This window comes from Caulobacter sp. X (assembly GCF_002742635.1).
GTDB lineage: Bacteria > Pseudomonadota > Alphaproteobacteria > Caulobacterales > Caulobacteraceae > Caulobacter.
In genome coordinates, this window is sequence record NZ_PEGF01000002.1 from 824157 (window position 1) to 844472 (window position 20316).

Annotated in this window: 15 protein-coding genes and 1 pseudogene; 5 read left to right on the forward strand and 11 right to left on the reverse strand. The window is 69.0% G+C overall.

Features of this window, described 5'->3' with window-relative positions:
* The first annotated feature begins 77 nt into the window (after nucleotides 1-77).
* Entirely contained in the window at nucleotides 78-1259 is a 1182-nt protein-coding gene (locus CSW60_RS16150) for a patatin-like phospholipase family protein (protein WP_099538328.1), read from the forward strand.
* On the opposite strand, the gene CSW60_RS16155 is transcribed toward CSW60_RS16150, so the two are convergent.
* The 3 genes from CSW60_RS16155 to CSW60_RS16165 are packed head-to-tail and all read right to left on the reverse strand — an operon-like array spanning nucleotide 1228 to nucleotide 2695.
* The gene (locus tag CSW60_RS16155) at nucleotides 1228-1881 is read right to left on the reverse strand and encodes a glutathione S-transferase family protein (protein ID WP_099538329.1); all 654 of its coding nucleotides are present in this window, start codon (nucleotides 1879-1881) and stop codon (nucleotides 1228-1230) included. The genes CSW60_RS16150 and CSW60_RS16155 overlap by 32 nt on opposite strands.
* Nucleotides 1878-2336, reverse strand: a complete 459-nt coding sequence (locus tag CSW60_RS16160; protein ID WP_099538330.1) for an SRPBCC domain-containing protein — start codon at nucleotides 2334-2336, stop codon at nucleotides 1878-1880. The genes CSW60_RS16155 and CSW60_RS16160 overlap by 4 nt, the downstream gene beginning before the upstream one ends.
* Complete coding sequence (locus tag CSW60_RS16165) at nucleotides 2333-2695, reverse strand: helix-turn-helix transcriptional regulator (protein WP_099538331.1); 363 nt, start codon at nucleotides 2693-2695, stop codon at nucleotides 2333-2335. Before CSW60_RS16165 ends, CSW60_RS16160 begins: the two co-directional genes overlap by 4 nt.
* Before the next feature lie 171 nt (nucleotides 2696-2866).
* Between CSW60_RS16165 and CSW60_RS16170 the strand changes: the two genes are divergently transcribed.
* Both CSW60_RS16170 and carB read left to right on the forward strand, forming a co-directional pair.
* Complete coding sequence (locus CSW60_RS16170) at nucleotides 2867-3343, forward strand: hypothetical protein (protein WP_099538332.1); 477 nt, start codon at nucleotides 2867-2869, stop codon at nucleotides 3341-3343.
* Nucleotides 3344-3493: 150 nt separating this feature from the next.
* A complete protein-coding gene (gene carB, locus CSW60_RS16175) occupies nucleotides 3494-6787 on the forward strand; it encodes a carbamoyl-phosphate synthase large subunit (RefSeq protein WP_099539158.1) in 3294 nt (1097 codons plus the stop codon).
* 7 nt (nucleotides 6788-6794) lie between these two features.
* On the opposite strand, the pseudogene CSW60_RS24410 reads toward carB, so the two are convergent.
* From CSW60_RS24410 to CSW60_RS16185, 3 genes and pseudogenes are all read right to left on the reverse strand, one after another.
* Nucleotides 6795-6963, reverse strand: a pseudogene (locus CSW60_RS24410) (hypothetical protein); the annotation flags it as partial.
* Nucleotides 6960-7499 (reverse strand): hypothetical protein, encoded by a 540-nt coding sequence (locus tag CSW60_RS16180; protein WP_099538333.1) that lies wholly within the window; start codon nucleotides 7497-7499, stop codon nucleotides 6960-6962. The pseudogene CSW60_RS24410 and the gene CSW60_RS16180, both read right to left, overlap by 4 nt.
* A 73-nt stretch (nucleotides 7500-7572) precedes the next feature.
* Entirely contained in the window at nucleotides 7573-7815 is a 243-nt protein-coding gene (locus tag CSW60_RS16185; RefSeq protein WP_099539159.1) for a hypothetical protein, read from the reverse strand.
* 109 nt (nucleotides 7816-7924) lie between these two features.
* Here CSW60_RS16185 and CSW60_RS16190 point away from each other — a divergent pair, with 109 nt between their 5' ends.
* On the forward strand, nucleotides 7925-10084 hold the full coding sequence (locus CSW60_RS16190; RefSeq protein ID WP_099538334.1) for a DUF6311 domain-containing protein: 2160 nt from the start codon (nucleotides 7925-7927) through the stop codon (nucleotides 10082-10084).
* On the opposite strand, the gene CSW60_RS16195 is transcribed toward CSW60_RS16190, so the two are convergent.
* Genes CSW60_RS16195 through CSW60_RS16205 form a run of 3 tightly spaced genes read right to left on the reverse strand, consistent with a single transcriptional unit; the run spans nucleotide 10068 to nucleotide 12710 of the window.
* The gene (locus CSW60_RS16195) at nucleotides 10068-10517 is read right to left on the reverse strand and encodes a GtrA family protein (RefSeq protein ID WP_099538335.1); all 450 of its coding nucleotides are present in this window, start codon (nucleotides 10515-10517) and stop codon (nucleotides 10068-10070) included. The genes CSW60_RS16190 and CSW60_RS16195 overlap by 17 nt on opposite strands.
* Nucleotides 10514-11536, reverse strand: coding sequence for a glycosyltransferase family 2 protein (locus tag CSW60_RS16200; protein ID WP_099538336.1), 1023 nt, complete (start codon nucleotides 11534-11536; stop codon nucleotides 10514-10516). The genes CSW60_RS16195 and CSW60_RS16200 overlap by 4 nt, the downstream gene beginning before the upstream one ends.
* Before the next feature lie 40 nt (nucleotides 11537-11576).
* Nucleotides 11577-12710: an energy transducer TonB gene (locus tag CSW60_RS16205; RefSeq protein WP_099538337.1), complete on the reverse strand. Its 1134-nt coding sequence runs from the start codon at nucleotides 12708-12710 to the stop codon at nucleotides 11577-11579.
* Between the two features lie 217 nt (nucleotides 12711-12927).
* On the opposite strand from CSW60_RS16205, the gene CSW60_RS16210 reads away from it, so the two are divergent.
* Entirely contained in the window at nucleotides 12928-18027 is a 5100-nt protein-coding gene (locus CSW60_RS16210; protein WP_099538338.1) for an Ig-like domain-containing protein, read from the forward strand.
* A 52-nt stretch (nucleotides 18028-18079) separates the two neighbouring features.
* Here CSW60_RS16210 and uvrC read toward each other — a convergent pair whose 3' ends face one another.
* A complete protein-coding gene (uvrC, locus tag CSW60_RS16215) occupies nucleotides 18080-19993 on the reverse strand; it encodes an excinuclease ABC subunit UvrC (RefSeq protein ID WP_099538339.1) in 1914 nt (637 codons plus the stop codon).
* Nucleotides 19994-20115: 122 nt separating this feature from the next.
* The gene (locus tag CSW60_RS16220) at nucleotides 20116-20313 is read right to left on the reverse strand and encodes a hypothetical protein (protein ID WP_099538340.1); all 198 of its coding nucleotides are present in this window, start codon (nucleotides 20311-20313) and stop codon (nucleotides 20116-20118) included.
* Nucleotides 20314-20316: the final 3 nt, after the last annotated feature.

A 20316-nucleotide genomic window follows, 5' to 3' on the forward strand; every position in this document is an offset into this window, starting at 1 on the left:
TATGGCGATGGCAAGGCGGCAATTCCCCTAAGGGGCCGAGGCGGCTAATCATCGGGCGATCCTTTGGAGACGCTTGCATGCGCGGCTTTCGCGTCCTCGCCGCCCTGATGGCCACGCTGGTTCTGTCGGCCTGCGGGACCGTGTCGCGCGACGCCTTCACGGCTCAGGACCTGGGGGCGGTCGCGCCGCGGGGCCTGGCCGACGTGCGGTTCAGCGCCGCCGATCCCGCCGCGGGCCTGAAGTTCGCCCAGGAGGTCCACAGCCACACCGCCGGCCGCAAGGTCAATGTGCTGGCGATCTCGGGCGGCGGCTCGAACGGCGCCTATGGCGCGGGCGTGCTGGTGGGCTGGACCCAGGCGGGGAACCGGCCCGACTTCGACATCGTCACCGGCGTCTCGACCGGGGCCCTGACCGCGCCGTTCGCCTTCCTGGGCAAGGACTGGGACCGCCGCCTGACCGAGGCCTACACCAGCGATGCCGCCGATCGCATCCTGCAGAAGCGGGGGCTGGACCTCTTCTTCGCGCCCAGCATCTTCCGCAACCACGCCCTGCGCGACCTCGTGGGCAAGTACGTCGACCCGCCGCTGCTCTATGCGGTCGCCGTCGAGCACGCCAAGGGGCGGCGGCTGATGATCGCCACCACCAATCTCGACACCGAGCAGACGATGATCTGGGACATGGGGGCGATCGCCTCGCGCGGCGACGCGGCGGCGTTGCAGCTGTTCCGCGACGTGCTGGTCGCGTCGGCCAGCATCCCCGGCGTCTTCCCGCCCAGCCTGATCGAGGTCCAGGGCCCCAATCGCAAGTTCTCGGAGATGCACGTCGACGGCAGCGTCACCACGCCCTTCTTCGTCGCGCCCGAGACCTTGCTGCTGTCGATCCTGCCGGGGCAGGACAAGACCGGGCCCGGCGAGGTGTCGGTGATCGTCAACGGCCAGATCGACGGCGGCTTCGGCTTCACCAAGGGCGACGCCCTGTCGATCCTTGGCCGCTCGTGGATCGCCATGAACAAGGCCCAGCTGCGCACCCACCTGACCGCCAACGCGGCCTTCACGCGGCGCAACGGCGGGGTGTTCCGCTACACCGCCATCCCCGACGACGCCAAGGGCGACTTCTCGGGCCTCGATTTCGCGGCCGAGGGGCGGCGGGCGCTGTTCAAGCTGGGCTACGACCTGGGCAAGTCCGGCGCGGCCTGGGTCGCGCCGACCGATCCCTCGGCGAACCCGCCTACGCCCACCCCGGCGGCGGCGACCCCGTGAAGCCGGCCATCTGCGCGGCCATCGCCTTCTGGAACGTCGGTCGCGACGTGCAGCGCGCGACATAGGCCGCCAGGTTCGGCTGCTCGGCCAGCATGTCCTCGGGGACGTTGCGCAGCACGTCGGCCATCAGCAGGTCGCCGGCCGTAAAGCGATCGCCGTCCAGGTAAGGGTTATCGCCCAGCCGCGCGGACAGTTCGGCGAGCCGCTGGCGCATCCAGCCCTCGGCCCTGGGCCGCGCTCCTTCGGTCCAGGCCTGGCCGGCGCTGAAGACATTGATCTCGGTCAGCAGGGCCAGCGGCATTTCCATGGTGTTCAGCGCACAGAACATCCAGGTCTGGACCCGCGCGCGGCCGGCGGGGTCGCGCGGCATCAGGGCGTCTGACCGTTCGGCGATGCGCAGCACGATCGCCCCGCTCTCGAACATCGCGACCTCGCCGTCGTCATAGGCCGGCACCTGACCAAAGGGCTGCTTGGCGCGGTAGGCGGTCTTGTCCTCGTGCAGCACGGTCTCGGTCCGGTAGGGCAGGCCGGCCTCTTCCAGGGCCCAGCGGACCCGCAAGTCGCGCACCCGACCCTGGGCGAAGGGCGGGACCCAGCTGTAGTGCGAGACGACGGCGGTCATTGGACGGTCTCCAGATAGGCGGCGAACTTGTCGAGCAGGCTGTTCCAGCCGCCGTTGTGGGCGTCGCGCGCCTCGACGGTCGCGAAGGGCTGCTGGTGGAAGCGCATCAGGGTCCGGCCGCTGGCCAGCTCCAGGAAGGTGACGGTGACCAGGTTGTCGACGCCCCAGGCGCCGTCCTCCCAGCGAAAGGTCATGACGATCCGTTCGTTGGGGACGATCTCCTGGTAGACGCCGGTGCTCCACACCTCGCGTCCCTCGGCGCTCTTCATGCCCAGGCGATAGGTTCCGCCCACGCGAAGGTCCTGCTCGGCGTCGATCGGCTCGAAATTCTTGGGGCCCCACCAGCGGGTCAGGTGCCGAGGATCGGTCCAGACGCGGAAGACGAGGTCGCGCGGGGCGGCCAGGATGCGTTCGATCAGGAGCTCGTCGTCCTGGATCACGACGGTGTCGGTCATGGCTTGGGAGTCCTCGGCTTGTCGGTGGGGGAGGGAGCCTGGGCCTGCAGTTCGGCGAGGTAGTCGTCCAACCGGTCGAAGCTGGCGTCCCAGAACCGGCGGTAATGTTCGATCCAGCCGTAGGCGCGCTTGAGGGCGTCCGCCTCCAGCTTGCAGGGGCGGACCTGGGCCTCGCGCGAGCGGCTGATCAGGCCGGCGGCCTCCAGCACCTTCAGGTGGCGGGAGACGGCCGGCAGGCTGATGTCGAACGGCGCGGCCAGCTCGCTGACGCTGGCCTCGCCCCGCGTGAGGCGCGCCAGGATCGCCCGGCGGGTCGGGTCGGCGAGGGCGGCGAAGGTGGCGGAGAGCTGGTCGGTCATTTATTTAATGAGGTTGTTATTTAACGTAATGGCTAAGTTGTGGGGATAAGGTTGTCAACACCGAGAGTCCCTCTCTCGTTGAGAGAGGGATGCGGGGCGCTGCCCTCTTTGAACGCCTTGAATCCGCCGCCTAGGGGGGGCTCTATCGGAGTCCCAACCACCGGAATCCCCATGCTCGCCGCGCTGCTGATAACCGTCGCCATGACCGCCTGTCCGACCGAGAAAGCGGTCTATGCGCTGAGGACCGAGCCGGCGGTGACCGCGCGATTTGTCCCGGTCGCCAGCAGTCAGGACTGGTCCGCGGGCCTAGCCCTGCGGCTCGATGTCCATGGCCGGCGACTTTGGTTCCTGCCGGCGCACGGCGGGACCAACGGCGAGAACTACATGATCTCGACGCCCGACCCGTCCGCGCCGGGCTGGAAGCCGCCGGGCCCCGAGGCCGGTCCGCGTCCGCTCGGCGAGTTGCAGTACATGGGCTTCGACAAGGACTATCTGCTCGACCTCGGCGTTCCCCACGCCGGCCAGCGCGCGCCGGCCCACATGCTGCTGCCCACCTTGGACGACGCCCTTCGGCATCCGCGCAACGACGCCGACCGCGACAGTATTCCCCGCCAATTCTTCGATCTGGTCAGCTGCGGCGGACGTTGAACTGCGTTCGGCCAAGCTGCCGTTAACCCCTTCATAAGATGCGGGGTTGCGCCGAACCGACTCCGTCTCTAAACGGGCGGCTTAACCTGCAAGATGGTCGGCAGCGGGCGCGCGGATGTGCGCGACCGTGTCTCTGCGCGCGAGTTTCTGATGCCCAAAAGAACTGACATCTCCTCGATCCTGATCATCGGCGCTGGGCCCATCGTCATCGGTCAGGCCTGCGAGTTCGACTATTCGGGCGTGCAAGCCTGCAAGGCGCTGCGCGCCGAGGGCTACCGGATCATCCTGGTCAACTCGAACCCCGCCACGATCATGACCGATCCGGACGTGGCCGACGCGACCTATATCGAGCCGATCACGCCGGAGATGGTCGCCAAGATCATCGAGAAGGAGCGCCCCGACGCGCTCTTGCCGACCATGGGCGGCCAGACCGCCCTGAACACGGCCCTGGCCTTGGAAGAGCAGGGCGTGCTGGCCAAGTTCGGCGTCGAGATGATCGGCGCCAAGGCCGAGGTCATCGACAAGGCCGAGGACCGCCAGAAGTTCCGCGACGCCATGGACAAGCTGGGTCTCGAAAGCCCGCGGTCGCGCGCCTGCCACACGCTTGAAGAGGCCATGGAAGGCCTGGAGTTCGTCGGCCTGCCGGCGATCATTCGCCCGTCCTTCACCCTGGCCGGCACCGGCGGCGGCATCGCCTACAATGTCGAGGAGTTCAAGGAGATCGTCGAGCGCGGCCTCGACCTCTCGCCGACCACCGAAGTTCTGGTCGAAGAGAGCGTCCTGGGCTGGAAGGAGTACGAGATGGAGGTCGTCCGCGACAAGGCGGACAACTGCATCATCGTCTGCTCGATCGAGAACATCGACCCGATGGGCGTGCACACCGGCGACTCGATCACCGTCGCTCCGGCCCTGACCCTGACGGACAAGGAATACCAGTGGATGCGCGCGGCCTCGATTGCCGTGCTGCGCGAGATCGGCGTGGAGACCGGCGGCTCGAACGTCCAGTTCGCCGTCAATCCGAAGGACGGCCGCATGGTCGTCATCGAGATGAACCCGCGCGTGTCGCGCTCGTCTGCGCTCGCGTCGAAGGCCACCGGCTTCCCGATCGCCAAGGTCGCCGCGCGCCTGGCCGTCGGCTACACCCTGGACGAGCTGAAGAACGACATCACCGGCGGCGCGACCCCGGCCTCGTTCGAGCCCAGCATCGACTATGTCGTCACCAAGATCCCGCGCTTCGCCTTCGAGAAGTATCCGGGTTCGGAGCCCCTGCTGACCACGGCCATGAAGTCGGTCGGCGAGGTCATGGCCATCGGCCGCACCTTCAAGGAAAGCGTCCAGAAGGCCCTGCGCGGCCTGGAGACGGGCCTGGCCGGCTTCGACGAGGTCGAGATCCACGGCGCCGATGATCCCGACACCGGCAAGGAAGCGGTCATCCGCGCCCTGGGCGTCCCGACCCCCGACCGCCTGCGCGTGATCGCCCAGGCCTTCCGCCACGGCCTGACCGTGGAAGAGGTCAACGTCGCTTGCTCGTACGAGCCCTGGTTCCTGCGCCAGATCGCCGAGATCGTCCGCCAGGAAGGCTGGGTGAAGGCCGGCGGCCTGCCGACCGACGCCGCCGCCTTCCGCGCCCTGAAAGCCCAAGGCTTCTCGGACAAGCGCCTGGCCCAACTGACCGGCAAGACCGAGAACGAGGTTCGCGCCCTGCGTCAGGCGCTGTCCGTCCGCCCGGTGTTCAAGCGCATCGACAGCTGCGCCGGCGAGTTCCTGGCCAGCACGCCGTACATGTACTCGACCTACGAGACTGGGGCGCTCGGCCAAATCCCCGAGTGCGAGAGCGATCCGTCCGACGCCAAGAAGGCGGTGATCCTGGGCGGCGGTCCCAACCGGATCGGCCAGGGCATCGAGTTCGACTACTGCTGCTGCCACGCCGCCTTCGCGCTCGACCAGATCGGCGTCGAGTCGATCATGGTCAACTGCAACCCCGAGACCGTCTCGACCGACTACGACACCTCCGACCGCCTGTACTTCGAGCCGCTGACGGCCGAGGACGTGCTGGAGCTGCTGCACGTCGAGAAGAGCAAGGGGACCCTGGCCGGCGTCATCGTCCAGTTCGGCGGCCAGACGCCGCTGAAGTTGGCCCACGCCCTGGAGGAGGCCGGCATCCCGATCCTGGGCACCAGCCCGGACGCCATCGACCTGGCCGAGGACCGCGAGCGCTTCCAGCAACTGCTGAACGGCCTGAAGATCGCCCAGCCGGAAAACGCCATCGCCCGCAGCTGGGACGAAGCGCGCGCCGAAGGCGAGAAGATCGGCTTCCCGTTCGTGATGCGTCCGTCCTACGTGCTGGGCGGCCGGGGCATGGAGATCATCCGTGACCACGAGGCCATGGAACGCTACATCGCCGGCGCCGGCGAGATCTCGCTCGAGCACCCGATCCTGCTGGACCACTATCTGAGCCGCGCCACCGAGGTCGACGTCGACGCCCTGTGCGACGGCAAGGACGTGTTCGTGGCCGGCGTGCTGGAGCACATCGAGGAAGCCGGCGTCCACTCGGGCGACTCGGCGTGTTCGATGCCGCCCTTCTCGCTGAAGGCCGAGACGGTCGAGGAGCTGAAGCGCCAGACTGTCCAGATGGCCCTGGCCCTGAACGTCCGCGGCCTGATGAACGTGCAGTTCGCGATCGAGGAGCCGCACGGCGACAACCCGCGCATCTACGTGCTGGAAGTGAACCCGCGCGCCTCGCGCACCGTGCCGTTCGTGGCCAAGACCATCGGCCAGCCGGTGGCGGCCATCGCGGCCAAGATCATGGCCGGCGCGACCCTGGCCAGCTTTGGCCTCAAGGACGTTCCCTACGACCACATCGCGGTCAAGGAAGCGGTCTTCCCGTTCGCCCGCTTCGCCGGCGTCGACACGGTGCTGGGCCCGGAAATGCGCTCGACCGGCGAGGTCATGGGCCTCGATTGGAAGCGCGACGGCGAGACCAGCATGGGCCCGGCCTTCGCCCGCGCCTTCGCCAAGAGCCAGCTGGGCGGCGGCGTCAAGCTGCCGACCAAGGGGACGGCGTTCGTCTCGGTCAAGGAAAGCGACAAGCCCTGGATCGTCGAACCGGTGAAGCTGTTGCAGGCGGCCGGCTTCAAGGTGCTGTCGACCGAGGGCACCCAAGCCTACCTCGCCGAACAGGGCGTCCAGGTCGAGCACGTCAAGAAGGTGCTGGAAGGCCGTCCGCACATCGTCGACGTGATGAAGAACGGCGGCGTGCAGCTCGTCTTCAACACCACCGAAGGCAAGCAGGCGCTGGAAGACAGCTTCGAGATCCGCCGCACGGCCCTGATGATGAAGGTGCCGTACTACACGACCTCGGCGGGCGCCCTGGCCGCCGCTCAAGCCATCGCCGGCGCCCCGGCCGAGGCCTTGGACGTCCGCCCGCTGCAGAGCTACGCGTGAGCCTGCTTCCCTCTCCCCTTGCGGGAGAGGGTGGCCCGCTAGGGCCGGGTGAGGGGTTGAAGACAAGAGCCGCCGCGACAGCCTTAGCGCTGTCGCGGCGGTTTTTGTTAGCGTGACCCCTCATCCGTCGCTTTCAGCGACACCTTCTCCCGCAAGGGGAGAAGGGGGAGGCTCACCCCACTCGCACCCCGTTCTTCACCTTGAAGCACCGCCGCTTGCCCAGCTCGGTGCCGCAGAAGCCGGGCTCGGTCGTCCCCTCGTGCAGCATCACGTACGGGTCCCGGCGGCATTCGAACCACGCCTTCTGGAAGGCGACGTGCGCGACGTCCTGGTGGAACACGGGCCGCTGGTCCACCGTGTAGAAGCGGGTCATGGCGGCCAGGCCGCCGAAGCTGCCGCGACCGTTGACCAGGCCGCAGACTTGGCCGGCGCGCGTGGCCCACACCGCGCCCAGCTCGAGCGGGCTGCGCTGGTTCAGCCGCGCTTCCAGATGGGCCCGGACCTGCCGCCACTGCGCCTTGGCCACGGGCTCGTATCGCGCGCGCTGGATGGGCGTGGGCGAGGGTTTGAAGCCGTTGTCGCGCTCGAACCGCGCCAGGTCGACCACGGTGAACAGGAACGCCGCCAGCGTCCCGGCCACGGCGATCGCCGAGAACACCAGCGGCGTCAAAGGCTGCTTGATCGTTCGCGTTCCGAAATCCCTGACCGCCATGCGTCGTCCTCCCACGACCGAGAGATTGGCGAAGGATTTTGGAATTACAAGCATAAACTAATTACGGGCGTAATTAGACGCCGCGCCGCTTCGGGTCTTTCGGCTCGTCATCCTCGTCGAGCCTGGGCGTCGCGGTCTCCGCCGGCGGGGGCGGCGGCGGATCGGCGGTGAAGAAGGCGCCCAACAGCAGCGTCATGCCGGCCATCGGCGCCATGGCCCGCCGCGCCCGCTTGCCGAGGGAGATGATCCGCACCCCGAGCGGAACGAGCAGGGCCGCGACGGCGGTCAGGATCAGCGTGGTTTGAAGCTCGGTCATGCGCCGCATCTGGGCGCGGTCAAGCGGCGCCGCAACCTCCGGCCGCGCGGGCGGGGTGTTCACGGTCGCCCCGGATGCTATGCAAGCGCCCTGTCCTCCGAGGGAATCCATGCGTTCGCCGAAGTCCTTGTCCCGCGATCAGGTCCTGTTCGCCGCCGTGGTCACGATCGTCCCGATCCTGCTGTGCGGCTTCATGTTCGGCTTCGACATCCCGCTGGCCTCGGCGAAGTTCTGGGTGCGGCCCAAGAACGACATGATCGCCATGACGGCGGCCTACGAGGCCTATGTCCGCCAGCCTTGGAGCTGGCCGATCACCATGGTCTCGGGCCTGCTGCCCAAGCCGTTCTCGATCGTGTTCAGCGACAGCATCCCCTGGCTGTCGATCCTGCTGAAGGCCTCGGGCCTGGGGCCGTACTTCAACCCGTTGGGCGTCTTCCTGATGCTCTCCTACCCGCTGCAGGCCTGGAGCATGGTCGCCTTGCTGCGGTCGCTGGGCGTCAAGGACAAGGTCCCGCTGGCGATCGGCGGTCTGATGGCCCTGCTGTTCCCGACCTGGATCGCCCGGCAGTTCGGCCACATCGCCCTGTGCGGCCACTGGCTGATCCTGTTCTCCCTGGCCCTGACGGTGTCGTCGGCGCGCCTGGGCTTGACCTGGAAGCGGGTGGGGGGCTTCGCGGCCTTGGCCGCCCTGGCGACGGGCGTCCACGCCTATCACCTGGTCCCGATCGCGGCCTGCTTCGGCGCGGCCCTGCTGGCCGAGCTGCTGCAGCGTCGCGGCGGCGCCTGGACGCGCGTCCCGCTGGCGGCCGTCGCCGTGCTGGCCTCGGTCGGCCTGCCGGCCCTGTTCCTGGGCTATGGCGAGGGCTCGGGCCCGACCGGCGGCGCGGCGGCCATCGGCCTCTATTCGATGAACGTGCTGGGCCCCGTCTGGCCGCAGGCCTCCAACGTCTTCGGCCAATACTGGACCGGCGGCTGGTATCGCGGGACCCTGGATCCCAACGGCGGCCAGTATTTCGAGGGCTTCCAGTTCATGGGCGTGGGGCCGCTGCTGCTGGTCGCCGCCATGCTGGCGACGTTGATCTGGGGCGCGCTGCGCGGGCGACGTCCCGAGGCGGGCGCTTTCGCGCGGTGGACGCCGCTGGCTCTGTCGATGCTGGCCCTGACGCTGTGGGCCATTGGCTGGGTGGTCTATGCCGGTCCGACCCACCTGTTCGACATCCCCAAGCCCAGCGGCAAGGTCGCCGAGATCGTCGGCGGCTACCGCGCCCACGGCCGCTTCTTCTGGGCGCCGGGTTACCTGCTGATGGCCCTGGGGATCGCCTGGGCCAGCCGCCTGCCGCGCCGCGCGGGCCTTGGCCTGCTGGCGGCGGCTCTGGCGATCCAGGCCTATGACTCAAGCCCGCTGCGCCAGGGCGTGCGCTCCGTCTTCGCTGGGCCCGACACCCTGGAGATGCCGGTCGCCTTCGCCAATAGCCCGGCCATCCGCGGCCGCCCCTGGGTGTTCCGCCCCACCTATTTCTGCAGCCCCAACCCGCTGGACGAGCGCGTGATCAGCCAGATGGCCCTGATCGCCGTGCGCACGGGCGGGACCTCGAACACCTTCGCCACCGCGCGCAGCAACGACGCGCCGTGCGAGGTCGTGCCGCCCGACCTGACCCTGGACGCCGCGCCCGGCGACCGGCGCATGACCATCGTGATGGCCAACGGCAAGCTGGAGGGCGGCGACCTGCAGCCGATCGCCCAGCGCACCGACTGCTACCGCTTCAAGCGCGGCGTGGTCTGCGGGCGCGACCTGGCCGGCATCTCGGGCCTGGCGCCCGTCCTGCCCGGCGAGCTGGCGACCGAGCGTCCGCCGCTGCTCTCCATCCGCCTGGACCAGACGCCGAAGTCGCCGGCCCTGACCTCGGGCTGGGCCGACCTCGATCCCGGCGGCAAGGGGCTGTGGACCCTGGGGCCCAAGGCCCTGTTCACCCTGGATGCGCCCAAGACCATCGGCCCGAACGGCTTCTTCGTCGACATCGTCGCGATCGGCTTCTCGGACGAGCCGGTGCGGCCGCAGCGGGTGACCCTGTACGCCGAAGGCCAGCGCGTCGATGTCCAGAACATCGACACCGGCAACTTCTACACCTACCGCTTCAAGGTCCCGAACGGGGCGGTCAAGCCGGGCCAGCCGGTGCGCTTCATGTTCGACCTGCCCGACGCCCGCGCGTCCAAGAACGATCCGCGCGTGCTGGGCATCGGGGTGCAGGAGATCAGGATCGTGCAGTAGGGGCCCGCGCCCCGTCCTCCGCAACGTGGGCGAAGACCCAGAAGTGGCTCAGCAGGAACAGGGCCGCGGTGTAGCTGACCGCCGCCGCGCCTTGCGCCGCCACGCTCCAGAGGTCGCCATGCGGCAGCGCCGCCTTGGCCAGGGTCAGGACGCCCTGGTTCAGGGCGAAGGCGCCGGCCACCGCCACGACGTAGCGGGCGGGCGCCGAGCGGGCGGCGCGGCGGGCGCGGAACACGAACAGCTTGCTCAGGGCGAAGCTGACGCAGATCCCGACCGCGTAGCCGATGGCGTTGGCCAGGTGCGCGGACAGATGCAGGCCCACGTCCAGGGCCACGATGATCGAGAAGCCGACCAGGGTGTTGATCACGCCGGCCAGGCCATAGCGCAGGGCCGAGAGCAGGAACTCGCGCCGCGCCGGCGTCAGGAGGGTCAAGCCGGCGCGTCCTCTTGCGAAGGCTTGGGCGCCTCGAAGCCGTAGCGGTCCATGACCACGTACAGCGGCCGGCCCTTCACCTCCTGATAGATGCGGGCGACGTATTCGCCCAGCGAGCCGATCGCCAGCATCTGCAGGCCGAAGCTCATCAGGATCACCACCATCAGCGACGGATAGCCGGGCACGTCGCGGCCCCACAGCAGGGTGCGGACCACCAGGCCCGCCGCCGCCAGCACCGCCAGCACGCCCGCCGCGACGCCGACATAGCTCCACACCCGGATCGGCGCGGTGCTGAACGAGGTGATCCCGTCCAGGGCGAAGTTCCAGAGCTTCCAGTACCGCCACGAGCTGGTCCCGGCCGCGCGCTCGGGGCGGGCGTAGGGGATGGCCTCCTGCCGGAAGCCGACCCAGGCGAACAGGCCCTTCATGAAGCGGTTGCGCTCGGGCAGCTGGCGCAGCACCTCGACCACGCGCTTGTCCATGAGCCGGAAATCGCCGGCGTTGTAGGGCAGATCCACGTCCGACAGCCGGTTGAAGGCGCGGTAGAAGCCCTGGGCCGTGAGGCGCTTCAGCGGCGAGTCCGCGCTGCGGTCGACCCTGACGCCATAGGCGACGTCGGCGCCGGCCTCCCAGGCCTCGACGAAGCGGCCGATCAGCTCGGGCGGGTCCTGCAGGTCGACGTCGATCGGCACCACCATGTCGCCGGCGGTGGCGTCCAGCCCCGCCGACATCGCCGTCTCCTTGCCGAAGTTGCGGGCCAGGTTGATGACCTTGATGCGCGGGTTGCGCTGATGGTGCCGCAGCAGCACCGCCAGGGTGTGGTCGCGGCTGCCGTCGTTGACGCAGACGATCTCGTAGTCGAGGCCGATCTTGGCCAGCTCGTCCTCGATCCGTTCAAAGAACAGGTCCAGCACCGCCTGCTCGTTGAAGCACGGGGCGACGATCGACAGTCGCTTGCCCGCGCGCGAGCGGGGCGGGACGATAGCGGCGGCCTGGACGGCGGTGGGCGCGGAAACCATGCCGATGGTTTAGCGGTGTTGCGCGCGCGGGGCGAGGGGGTCAGGACGGCTCGTCGGAGTCCGGCGGGATCTGATAGATGATCGGCACGATACAGCCGTGATAGCCGGTGGGGCGCGGCTTGGGGCGAGCCGAGTTCACCAGCATATGGGCGGCGTTGCCGAAGGCCGGGGTGGGTTGCGAGGCCAGCACCTCGACCGCGCCGATCTGGCCCCACGGCGCCACGTCGAAGCGGACGATCGCCCAGCCGCCGACCCGGCGGCTGCTGAAGGCCGGCGGATAGCTCATCGGCGAGGGCAGGTTCATCTGCTCGCGGGTGATGTCGCACGCATCCTCGGGGCGATCGAAAGCGCCGTTCTCGGGGCGGGCCGGCGGCGCGCTGATCGCGGGACGGGCCTTGACGAAGGTGCGGCAGCCGGTGCGCGCCGGCCCGGGCAGGAACCGGCTCTTGGCGGTGGCCTCCGCCGTCGCCTTGGCCAGCGCCGGATCGCCATGTTGGACGGCCGTCTTGACGTTCCGGACCGCGCCCTTTTCGTCGATGTCGAAGGTGAGGGCGGCCCAGGCGGGATCGACGCTCTTGTCGTCGAAGGGGCGCAGGTCCGGATAGACCCAGGTCGCCGGCCGCCGCCGGACGCCCTTGTAGCAGTCGCCCGTTGCGTTCAGCGCCTGATAGACGACCGGCGCGGCGTTGCGGCCCTCGACGGCGGCGATCTCGAACAGCTTGGCCGGCGAGGCCTCGGCCAGCGGGACATAGGTCGGCGCGGCGTCCACCGAGCAGCCACTGCGCGGCGCGCCCGGCGCGAAACGCCAGCTGGCGATGATCGCGGTCTGATCCTCGGTCCCCCAGTAGCTGGCGGCCCCGCCCTTCAGGTCGGTCACCCGCCCCTCGGCGTTGACCGAGAAGGTGAACACCTGGCTGGTCGGCGGCTTGGGCGGAGCATAGTCGAGCAGGGGAACCGGCGGCGGCGACCACACGCGCCAGGTCTTGGGCGGCAGCGGGGCGCCCTCGACCAGCCGCGCCGTCCCGCCGACGCAGGTCACCGTCGCGGGCGGCGGCGCGAAGCTGACCACGCGGGTGGTCGCGCCAGGGTCCTCTGGCGGGGGGAGGGTGGCGGCGTGGGCGACGCCCGCGAGCGACGACAGAGCGGCCAGGGCCGCGAACAACACACCGCGCATGGACGCTCCGCGATCTAAGGTTGCAGCGAGCTATCCACGTCGGCCGGGCGCGGTCAAGCCGCCGCCGACGCGGCGCGACGCGCCTTGTGACAAGGCGTCTCAGAAAACGCACCCAGCGTCTCAGAGTCGCGTCCCGGCGGGCGGGGGCGATTGACTCCGCGCGGCTGGATTCTGACGAGGTCTCCCAAAAGTAGAGTTGCGACGAGCGGAGTCCCCAATGAGCGCGATCACGGTTTCACAGAGCGGGACGAGCGCGATCGATCAACTGCTCTCTGGTCAGAAGTGGAGCAGCGCCAATCTGACGATCGCGTTCCCGGCCGTCTCGACGGACCTCGGCTATGCGGTGAGCGCCACGGATTTCGCGGGGCTGTCTGCGAGCGAAAAGACGGCGTTCACCGCCGTCCTGTCGCGCTGGGCCGAGGTCAGCGGACTGACTTTCAGCGAAGTGTCCGACCCGAAGACGGCGGACATCTCGATCTATTGGTATCGGTCGTCCAGCAACCCCACCGCCCAGATTGCCGGGGTTCTCGAGAATTCAGAGCGGGCGGGCGACATCCAGCTGGGCGCTGGCGTGAGCAGCGGCGATCTTTCGTCTCCGGGGACCTTCGGCTATTTCGCGGCGCTTCAGGTGATCGGCGCGGCCCTGGGGCTCAAGGCGCCCAGCGCCAGCGCTGGCGGCTTTCCGTCCTCGGACGCCGTCTACGTCTACGACTCGGTGATGAGCCAATTCAGCCATTCGGGCGCGGGTCTCGGCACGGTCGCCTCGGGCAGCTATCCGAAGCAGCCGATGGCGAACGACATCGCCGCGATCCAGTACCTCTATGGCCAGAATGGCGGCTCGAGCGGCGATACGATCTACTATTTCGGTCCCAATGACGGTTTGACCCTTCGGCCGTTGATTGACGTCGGCGGCGAAGACATCCTCGATTTCGCGGCCTATTCGAACAACCTGACCATCGACCTGCGGCCGGGCGGCTGGACGGACCTGGGCCGCCAGTACGCCGTGCTGGACACCGGCAATCCGTCGGTGAAGCCGCCGGGCAATATCGTCCTGCCCCTCAGCGGCACAGTGATCGAGAACGCCACTGGCGGGTCGGGCAACGACACCATCATCGGCAACGCGTCCAGCAACCTGCTGCGCGGCGGCGGCGGCGACGACGTCCTGAAGCCCGGCGGGGGGAACGATTCCCTGTTAGGCGGGGCTGGAAACGACACCTTCGACTTCTCCGACGGGGCGGGCGGAAGCAAGGACATCTTCGATCTCGAACAAGGCGACGTGATCAAGCTGCGCGATGTCGTGGCGGGCGGGATCCTCCTTCAGAGCAATAGCGGCCTGACCACCGGCCAGGTCTCCCATTCGACGAACGGCGTCACCACCATGCTGTACGTCGGGCTGGACGCGACGCCCGGCGCGGACATGAGCATCTATTTCGAAGAAAGCTACCTTCCCTCCGAACTGGTGATCAGCGGGAACACGATCCGCTACATCCCCGACTCCGCCGGCCCGCAGGTGATGTCGGTGACATCGCCCGCTGGCCAGAACGCGGCTGGCGCCGTCATCCACTTCACCGTCAACTTCCATGAGGCGGTCACCGTCACCGGCGCGCCGCAGCTGGCGCTGACCATCGGTTCGACCACTCGCTACGCCAACTACGCCAGCGGGTCGGGAAGCGGCACGCTCGATTTCACCTATGTCGTCCAGAGCGACGATCTCGACACCGACGGGCTGTCGGTCAATGCGCTGAGCCTGAACGGCGGGACGCTGCAGGACGCCGGCGGCCACGACGCCAGCCTGACCCTCAACAACGTGGCGTCCATGACGCGGGTGACGGTCGATGGGGCGGGCCCTGTCGTGTCGTGGGTCTCGACGCCGTATTCCACGACCTACAAATCCGGCGACACGCTGGACTTCACGGTCGGTTTCAACGAGGCGGTCGTCGTCACGGGGACGCCGACGCTTTCCGTGGCGATCGGCTCGATGGTTCAGCAGGTCGGTTATGTCAGCGGATCGGGAAGCACGGAGCTCGTCTTCCGCTACACCGTCCAAAGCGGCGACAGCGCCAACGGGGTCAGCGTTGGCATGCTGTCGAACGACAACGCGACGCTGAAGGACGCGGCCGGCAACGCCGCCAACCTGACTCTGAACTATGTCAGTTCGGGCAGCAATGTGCGTGTCGATGGCGTCGCCCCGGTCGTAACCTCGGTCTCGGTCCCGACGAACGCCGCCTACAAGGCGGGCGATGCGCTGACCTTCACGGTCAATTTCGACGAGGCCGTCACCGTCACGGGGACGCCGCAGCTGGCCGTTACCGTGGGCTCGACCGTCCGCCAGGCCAACTATGTCAGCGGCTCGGGGACCTCGGCCCTGGTGTTCCGCTACAACGTCCAGAGCGGCGAGAGGGACGCCGACGGGATTGCGATCGGCTCTCTGAACCTGAACAGCGGGACGCTGAAGGACACCGCGGGCAACAGCGCAGCCCTGACCCTGAACAGCGTTGGCGCGACCTCTTCGGTGCTGGTCGATGGCGTCGCCCCGACCCTGGTCTCGGCCACGGGGCCGGCGGCGGCGACCTACAAGGCCGGCGACGCGCTGAACTTCACGGTCAACTTCAGCGAGGCGGTCACCGTCACCGGGACGCCGAAGCTGGCCCTGACGCTGGACACCGGCGGGACCGTCGATGCGACCTATGTCAGCGGCTCGGGGACCAGCGCTCTCGTGTTCCGCTACACCGTCCAGGCCGGCGCCGCCGACGCCGATGGCGTGACGCTGGGCTCTTCGATCGCCCTGAACGGCGGGACGCTGAAGGACGCCGCCGGCAATGACGCCACCCTGACCGGCCTGAGCGCCTCGGGCCTGTCGAGCGTCACGGTCGATGGCGTGGCGCCGTCGGTCCAGTCGATCGCCCGCGTCGGCGCGGCGCTCAGCAAGGCGACGACCCAGTCGTTCACCGTGACCTTCAGCGAGGCGGTGGTCGGCCTCGACGTCGGCGACTTCGTCCTGGCCACGACCGGTACGGCCAACGGGACGATCACCAGCGTCACGGGCTCGGGCGCGACCTATACGGTCAACGTCGGGTCGGTCAGCGGCGACGGGACCTTGCGGCTGAACCTGAACGCCGGCGGCCTCATGGACGCGGCCGGCAACGTGAACGGCAGCGGCTTCAGCGGCCAGGCCGTCACCATCGACAACCTCGCCCCCACGGTCGCCTCGGTCTTGCCTCCGGCCGATCGCGTCTATGTGGTCGGAGACCATCTCGATTTCACCGTCAACTTCAACGAGGCGGTGACCATCACGGGCTCTCCGCGCATAGCCCTGATGGTCGGAGGGGTCACCCGCTACGCCGAGTACCAGAGCGGCTCGGGGGGGAGCGGCGTCGTCTTCCGGTACACGATCCAGGATGGCGACACCGATCTCGACGGCGTCACGGTCGGCAGCCTGTCGCTGAACGGCGGAACCGTACAGGATGCTGTCGGCAACGCGGCTAACCTGGTGCTCAATGGCCTGGGCGCGACCGCGGGCGTACTGGTCGATGGCGTCGCCCCGACCCTGGTCTCGGCCTCGGGCCCGGCGGCGGGGACCTACAAGGTCGGCGACGCGCTGAACTTCACGGTCAATTTCAGCGAGGCGGTCACCGTCACCGGGACGCCGAAGCTGGCCCTGACCCTGGATACGGGCGGGACGGTGGACGCCACCTATGTCAGCGGCTCGGGGACCAGCGCCCTGGTGTTCCGCTACAGGGTGCAGGCTGGGAACGCCGACGCGGACGGCGTCAGCCTCGGATCTTCGATCGCCCTGAACGGCGGGACCCTGACGGACGCCGCCGGCAACGCCGCGCCCCTGACCGGTCTCAGCGTCTCGGGCCTGGCGGGCGTCAAGGTCAACGGCGTCGGCCCCGCCGCGCAGTCGATCGCGCGCGTGGGCGCGGCCGTCAGCAAGGCGGCGACCCAAGCCTTCACCGTCACCTTCAGCGAGGCGGTCACCGGCGTCGACGCCAGCGACTTCGTCCTGACCACGACCGGAACCGCCGGCGGCGCCATCACCGGCGTCACCGGTTCGGGAACGACCTACACCGTCAGCGTCGGCTCGGTGACCGGCGACGGGACCTTGCGCCTGGATCTCAAGGGCTCGGGCACGGGCATCGTCAACGGCTTGAGCAATCCGATCGGCGCGGGCTTCGCCACGGGTCAGAGCTTCACGATCGACAACACCGCCCCGGCCGCGCCGACCATCGCGACCGTCGCGGGCGACGACACGATCGGCGCCGGCGAGGTCTCGGGCCTGGCTCTGTCGGGAACGATCGAGGCCGGCGCGACCATCGCCCTGACGATCGGCGGCGTCGCCAAGACCGCCAGCGTCAGCGGGACCACCTGGACCTACGCGGTTACCCAGGCCGAGATCGACGCCCTGGGCGCGGGGACCAAGACCATCGCGGTCACGGCGACGGACGCGGCGGGCAATGTCGGCGCGACCGCGACCCATACGGTGACGATCGCGGCCGGCGCCCTGACCCCCGAGCCCGAGCCGGAACCCGAGCCCCAGCCGGAGCCGCGTCCGCCCACCCTGGTCGACGTGGCCGACCGGCCGGCCGTGGCCTTCGTCGCTCTGGCCTTGGACAACCTGGGCATCACGCCCGGCTCGACCAAGACCGCCAGCCTGACGGTCACCCTGCCCGATGGCTCGGTCGCCGAGAGCACCGCGGCCCGGGTGCAGGCGGACATCAACAGCGCCATCGTCCAGTTCAAGGCCGGACTGATCACCCAGGCGGTGTTCGAGCAGCGCCTGACCCTGGCCGTGGCCCCGACCACGGGCGTGGCCCACGACGCCTACAAGTTCTTCACCGGCGCAGCGCCGACCGACGCCGGCATGACCTGGCTGATCGACTCCGCCGACAACCCCAACGACCTGACCGACGGCTACTACGCCCGGTTCACGGCCGAGAACCGCTACATCAACTTCGCGGTCAATCTGGGCAAGGTCGGCGAGGGGCGGGCCGGGTTCCAGACCCAGTACGGCGGCCTGACCTTCGCCGAGGCGGTGACCAAGGCCTATGGCGAGATCATCGGCGCGACCGAAGCCCAGAGCGCCGGCGTCGATGTCGCCGCGGCCCTTCGCTACATTCAGAGCCAGGAGGCCTATTTCCGCGCCCTGGGCGGCGACGACCTGGGCGCCAAGGCCGCCATGGCCGGCTATGTCCTCAGCGTCGGAACCAGCTTCCACGTCGGCAAGTACTACGCCGCGCTCGAGGACTACGTCGTCGGCGCCATCACCGCCGGCGCCAGCGCGCAGGCGGCCGCGCCGGCCTGGGATCTGGGGTAGGGGGCGAAGCTCAGATCGCGGCGAGACGGAGGGGGCGCTATCCGCCCGCCCCTCACCCCTTCCGGAAGAACCCGTGGATCCGTTCGGCCAGGGCCTGGCTGACGCCCTCGACCTTGACCAGGTCCTCCACGCTCGCCCGGCCGACGCCCTTGGCGGACCCGAACGCGTGCAGCAGGGCCTTCTTCCGCCCCGGGCCGACGCCTTCGATCTCGTCGAGGGGGTTCTTCTTCAGGTCCATGCTGCGGCGCGTGCGGTGGGCGCCGATGGCGAAGCGGTGGGCTTCGTCGCGCAGGCGCTGCAGGTAGTAGAGCACCGGCGACTTGGGCTCGAGCATGAAGGGCGGCTGGCCGGGCAGGAAGAAGCGCTCCAGCCCCGCGTCGCGGTCCGGGCCCTTGGCGACGCCCACGACGGCGATGTCGTCGACGCCGAGGTCGGCCATGATCTCCAGCGCCGCGTCCAGCTGGCCCTTGCCGCCGTCGACCAGGACGAGGTCGGGGCGGTTGGCGTCGTCGCCTTCCTCCTCCTCCTTGACCAGGCGGGCGAAGCGGCGGCGCAGCACCTCCTTCATCATGCCGTAGTCGTCGCCGGGTGTGAGCTCGGTGCTCTTGATGTTGAACTTGCGGTACTGGCCCTTCATGAAGCCTTCGGGGCCCGCCACGATCATGCCGCCCACGGCGTTCGTGCCCTGGATGTGGCTGTTGTCGTAGACCTCGATCCGCTCGGGCGGGGCGTCCAGCTTGAAGGCCTCGGCGACGCCGGCCAGCAGCTTGGTCTGGGCGCCGCTCTCGGCCATCTTGCGGCCCAGCGCCTCCTTGGCGTTGGTCAGGGCGTGACCGACCAGGTCGGCCTTCTCGCCGCGCTTGGGGACGCTGATTTCGACCTTGCGGCCGCTCTTCAGGGCGAAGGCCTCGGAGAGGAGGTCGGCCTCGGCCGGCTGGACATTGGTCAGGATCAGGCGCGGGATCGGCTTGTCGTCGTAGAATTGGCCGAGGAAGGCGGTGATGATCCGCTGCTCCTCGGTGACGCCTTCTTCCTCGGACTCGTCGGCGGCGCCGGTGATGCGGGGGAAGTAGGCGCGGTTGCCCCAGTTCTGGCCGGCCCGGAAGAAGAACACCTGCACGCAGGCCTGGCCGCCCTCGACGTGCAGGGCGACGACGTCGGCCTCCTCCACGGTCTCGGGGTTGATCTGGGTCTCCTGGGCGACGGCCGACAGGGCGCGGATCCGGTCGCGCAGGCGCGCGGCGCGCTCGAACTCCAGATCCTCGGCCGCCTCTTCCATCTGCTTGGCCATCGAGGCGATGACCGCGCGGGACTTGCCCCGCAGGAAGGCCTCGGCCTGGTCGACCAGGGCCTGATAGTCGTCCTTGCCGATCAGGCCGGTGCAGGGGGCGGCGCAGCGCTTGATCTGGTGCAGCATGCAGGGCCGGTCGCGCGTCTCGTAGACGCTGTCGCTGCACGAGCGGAGAAGAAACGCTTTCTGCAGGGTGTTCAGCGTGCGGTTCACCGCCCAGGCGCTGGCGAACGGCCCGAAATAGTCGCCCTTGATCGTGTGGGCGCCGCGGTGCTTGCGCAGTTGGGGCGCGTCGTGGTCGCGACGGATGACGATCTCGGGAAAGCTCTTGTCGTCGCGCAGCAGCACGTTGAAGCGCGGCTTCAGCGACTTGATCAGGTTGATCTCGAGCAGCAGGGCGTCGGCTTCGGTGCGGGTGGTGACGAACTCCATGGCCCGCGTCGCGTCGACCATGTGGGCGATGCGATTGGTGTGGAATCGGCCTTGCGCGTACTGGATCACCCGCTTCTTCAGGCTCTTGGCCTTGCCGACGTACAGGACCTCGTCGGCCTCGCCGATCATACGATAGACGCCGGGCGCGTCGGGCAGGCGCGTGACCTCGTCCTTGATCAGGGCGGCGCCGGTCAGGCGGGGGGAAGAGGGGGTGTCGGTCGTCGTATCGGTCACGCCTGACATATAGGCGAGTCCGGCGGAGGCGGCGACGGGACTGTGCGCGAGACTGTCAGCAGCGATGACCTGTCTGAACGCGAGAGATCGGCTCGCCGCGCGCATGCTTGACGCGCGAAAAGCCGACGCCGTTAGGCCGGATAGGTGGCGGTGACGGTGAAAGTCCCTTGCCCGTCAGGCTCGATCTTGACCTCGATCGCCCCCTCGGCCAGCCGCCGCTGTTTCATGCCCACGAGCTGCGCCGCCGTGACGCCGGTATAGACATCGCGGGTATAACTTTTGGTCGGGGTGTCCTGGCCGCCTGTCGCGGCGGGGGTCTGGTCGGTCATCCC

Excerpts from the sequence above, each read along its gene's own strand:
- CSW60_RS16200 (WP_099538336.1), bottom strand. The coding sequence starts at position 11,536 with ATGGTTTCCGCGCCCACCGCCGTCCAGGCCGCCGCTATCGTCCCGCCC.
- CSW60_RS16190 (WP_099538334.1), top strand. The coding sequence starts at position 7,925 with ATGCGTTCGCCGAAGTCCTTGTCCCGCGATCAGGTCCTGTTCGCCGCC.
- uvrC (WP_099538339.1), bottom strand. The coding sequence starts at position 19,993 with ATGTCAGGCGTGACCGATACGACGACCGACACCCCCTCTTCCCCCCGC.
- carB (WP_099539158.1), top strand. The coding sequence starts at position 3,494 with ATGCCCAAAAGAACTGACATCTCCTCGATCCTGATCATCGGCGCTGGG.
- CSW60_RS16170 (WP_099538332.1), top strand. The coding sequence starts at position 2,867 with ATGCTCGCCGCGCTGCTGATAACCGTCGCCATGACCGCCTGTCCGACC.
- CSW60_RS16165 (WP_099538331.1), bottom strand. The coding sequence starts at position 2,695 with ATGACCGACCAGCTCTCCGCCACCTTCGCCGCCCTCGCCGACCCGACC.
- CSW60_RS16155 (WP_099538329.1), bottom strand. The coding sequence starts at position 1,881 with ATGACCGCCGTCGTCTCGCACTACAGCTGGGTCCCGCCCTTCGCCCAG.
- CSW60_RS16150 (WP_099538328.1), top strand. The coding sequence starts at position 78 with ATGCGCGGCTTTCGCGTCCTCGCCGCCCTGATGGCCACGCTGGTTCTG.
- CSW60_RS16180 (WP_099538333.1), bottom strand. The coding sequence starts at position 7,499 with ATGGCGGTCAGGGATTTCGGAACGCGAACGATCAAGCAGCCTTTGACG.
- CSW60_RS16185 (WP_099539159.1), bottom strand. The coding sequence starts at position 7,815 with ATGACCGAGCTTCAAACCACGCTGATCCTGACCGCCGTCGCGGCCCTG.
- CSW60_RS16220 (WP_099538340.1), bottom strand. The coding sequence starts at position 20,313 with ATGACCGACCAGACCCCCGCCGCGACAGGCGGCCAGGACACCCCGACC.
- CSW60_RS16205 (WP_099538337.1), bottom strand. The coding sequence starts at position 12,710 with ATGCGCGGTGTGTTGTTCGCGGCCCTGGCCGCTCTGTCGTCGCTCGCG.
- CSW60_RS16210 (WP_099538338.1), top strand. The coding sequence starts at position 12,928 with ATGAGCGCGATCACGGTTTCACAGAGCGGGACGAGCGCGATCGATCAA.
- CSW60_RS16160 (WP_099538330.1), bottom strand. The coding sequence starts at position 2,336 with ATGACCGACACCGTCGTGATCCAGGACGACGAGCTCCTGATCGAACGC.